The following is a 2,781-nucleotide window of genomic DNA, read 5'->3' as shown; positions in this document are numbered from 1 at the left end:
GATTTGAGCAAGATCGATATTATTGTTAGCAATGTGGACGCACCGAAAGAGTGGAAGGAACAGCTAGTGCAAAAAGATATTACCTGGATTCAAGCTGAATAGAAGATAGGCGATGAAAATCGATTGGGAAGAGAAGCATCTGAGGGTACGTCCTTGGATGCTTCTTTTTTTATATCTTTCACCCATATATCGGTAATTTTTCGACTTTTTTATGAAAATACTCCACTCTCAATTGAAGCGTTTACAGCTAAGATAAAAGCAGTAAACGACATTGAGGTGAATAACAGAAGTGATACATCCACTCGTGCAAATGGAAGGTATTGATAAATATTTCCCCGGCGTACAAGCGCTTTCCAACTGCCAATTTGACTTAAATCCAGGTGAGGTCCATGCCTTGGTTGGTGAGAATGGTGCTGGAAAGTCGACAATGATGAAGATCCTAACCGGCATATATCAGAAAGACGGCGGACGTCTCTTGTTGAAAGGGAAGGAGGTCCAGATCCCTGATACCAGATCAGCTCAACTGCTAGGCATCAGTATCATTCATCAAGAGCTCAATCTAATCCCTGATTTGAGCATAGCTCAAAATATGTTCATTGGCCGGGAGCCGCGAAAAAAACTGAGATTTTTATTAGATGAGAAGAAAATAAATGATGACACAAGTGCGCTTCTGGAGCAGCTGAATCTGAGCTTGGATCCGCGTATGAAAATATCGGAGCTAAGTGTAGCCAAACAGCAAATGATTGAAATCGCCAAAGCTTTATCATTCAACTCCGAGGTGCTCATCATGGATGAACCTACTGCGGCGCTGACGGAAACGGAAATTAATGAACTATTCCGGATGATTGAGAAGCTGCGCCAGAATGGTGTAGGCATCGTTTATATTTCTCATCGCATGGAAGAGCTGAGGCGAATTAGCGACCGGATAACTGTCATGCGGGATGGCCGTTACATCACTACGGTGAAGACGCAGGATACGTCCATGAATACGATCATTTCGATGATGGTTGGCCGGGAAATCGTTGTTGAGAAGCGGCCGAGCTTGCATACCCAATCGCTGGGTACGGTCCTGGAAGTCAGTAATCTGAGCAGAGGGAATACCTTCAGAGATATCAATTTTACCGTGAATGCTGGTGAAATAGTGGGTGTTGCCGGTCTAATGGGAGCAGGCCGAACAGAGATGGCACGAGCTATCTTCGGCGCAGACCGTATGGACACTGGCGAAGTGTATGTGCACGGGAAGAAAGTGAATATTCGCGGAACCCATGATGCGGTGAAACACGGAATTGGTTATCTCTCCGAAGATCGTAAGCGATACGGGCTTGTCGTGGATATGGAGCTTGGGGCGAACATTGCGCTGCCATCCTTGAAGAAATTCCGTAACAGCTTCGGATGGATGAAAGATGGTCGCATCGAGCAAGTATCAGGCCAATATGTGGAATCTTTGAAAATAAAAACGCCGAGCGTCCAGCAGAAAGCTAAGTTTCTGTCAGGAGGCAATCAGCAAAAGGTCGTCATTGGGAAATGGCTGCATCGTGATTGCCAGGTTCTCATCTTTGATGAGCCGACAAGAGGTATCGATGTGGGGGCCAAATCGGAGATTTATGCACTGCTTGAGGAGTTAGCCAAGCAAGGAAAGGCTATTCTGATGATTTCCTCTGAACTGCCCGAAATTTTGCGATTGAGCCATCGTGTTCTGGTGATGTGCGAAGGCAGAATAACCGGTGAGCTTCCAGGGGATCTAGCCAACCAAGAAGAGATTATGAAATTAGCGACAAGCCGCAAGTAAGAAAGGATGGACAACCATGCAATTAAGCAGCTTGAAATCTTCAAAGCCAATCATTCCAAAGACAGCAGCAACCCAGAAATTGTTAGCTTTCGCCAGCTTAGCGCTTTTAGTTATTATCTTCTCTGTCTCTTCCAGCAATTTCTTGCAATTCACGAATATCGTCGGGATTCTCTTATCAACTGCTGTCATCGGCGTCCTGGCGCTGGGCTCAACATTTGTTATTATTGCTGGTGGCATTGATCTCAGTGTCGGTACTGTGATGACCTTCTCTGCCGTGATGACGGGTGTGTTCATTACGAACTGGCATTTACCAATTCCCGTTGGGATTCTGGCAGGGATTATAACAGGTGTCCTTTGTGGATTGTTCAGCGGTTTTGCTGTAGCCAAGATGAATATTCCACCATTTATTGCGACGCTGGCTGTCATGATGATGACGAAAGGCTTGTCGCTTGTGATTTCGCATGCGAAACCGATTTACTTCAATGAAACGCCTGCAYTCCGTGAAATCGTGATGGGCACAGCGTTGGAGAAGGTGATTCCGGGTTTTGCAGTTCCGAATGCTATTCTGATCTTCTTCGGACTTGCCATTATTTCAAGTCTGGTGCTGACGAAGACGGTTATTGGACGCTATAACTTTGCATTAGGCAGCAATGAGGAAGCAACGAGATTATCCGGCGTAAACATCCGCTTCTGGAAAATTTCAATCTATGTATTAACTGGATTGTTTAGCGGTATTGCGGGAGTCATGATCGCTTCGAGACTGGACTCCGCCCAACCTGCGCTTGGGATGGGGTATGAATTGGAAGCCATCGCGGCAGTCGTTATCGGGGGAACTTCGTTAAGTGGCGGACAGGGATCTATTTTGGGAACCGTAATTGGAGCATTGATTATGAGTGTGATGACCAATGGATTAAGGATTTTGTCCGTACCCCAAGAATGGCAAACCGTAATTGTTGGTATTGTGGTTTTACTTGCGGTGTATGCAGACATTC

The 2,781-nt window shown here is 45.8% G+C and carries 2 protein-coding genes; both read left to right on the top strand.

Going from position 1 to position 2,781, the window contains the following annotated elements; genetic code table 11:
• The first annotated feature begins 310 nt into the window (after positions 1 to 310).
• Complete coding sequence (locus AC1DUA_RS32580; protein ID WP_477503680.1) at positions 311 to 1,789, top strand: sugar ABC transporter ATP-binding protein; 1,479 nt, start codon at positions 311 to 313, stop codon at positions 1,787 to 1,789.
• A 16-nt stretch (positions 1,790 to 1,805) separates the two neighbouring features.
• Positions 1,806 to 2,781 (top strand): ABC transporter permease (locus tag AC1DUA_RS32575; protein WP_477503679.1); only part of this gene is annotated, 976 nt, incomplete at its 3' end.

It is taken from the genome of Paenibacillus sp. 01T422 (assembly GCF_056398785.1).
The sequence above is the reverse complement of the archived record's forward strand: the minus strand, read 5'-3'. Positions and strand labels throughout refer to the sequence as shown.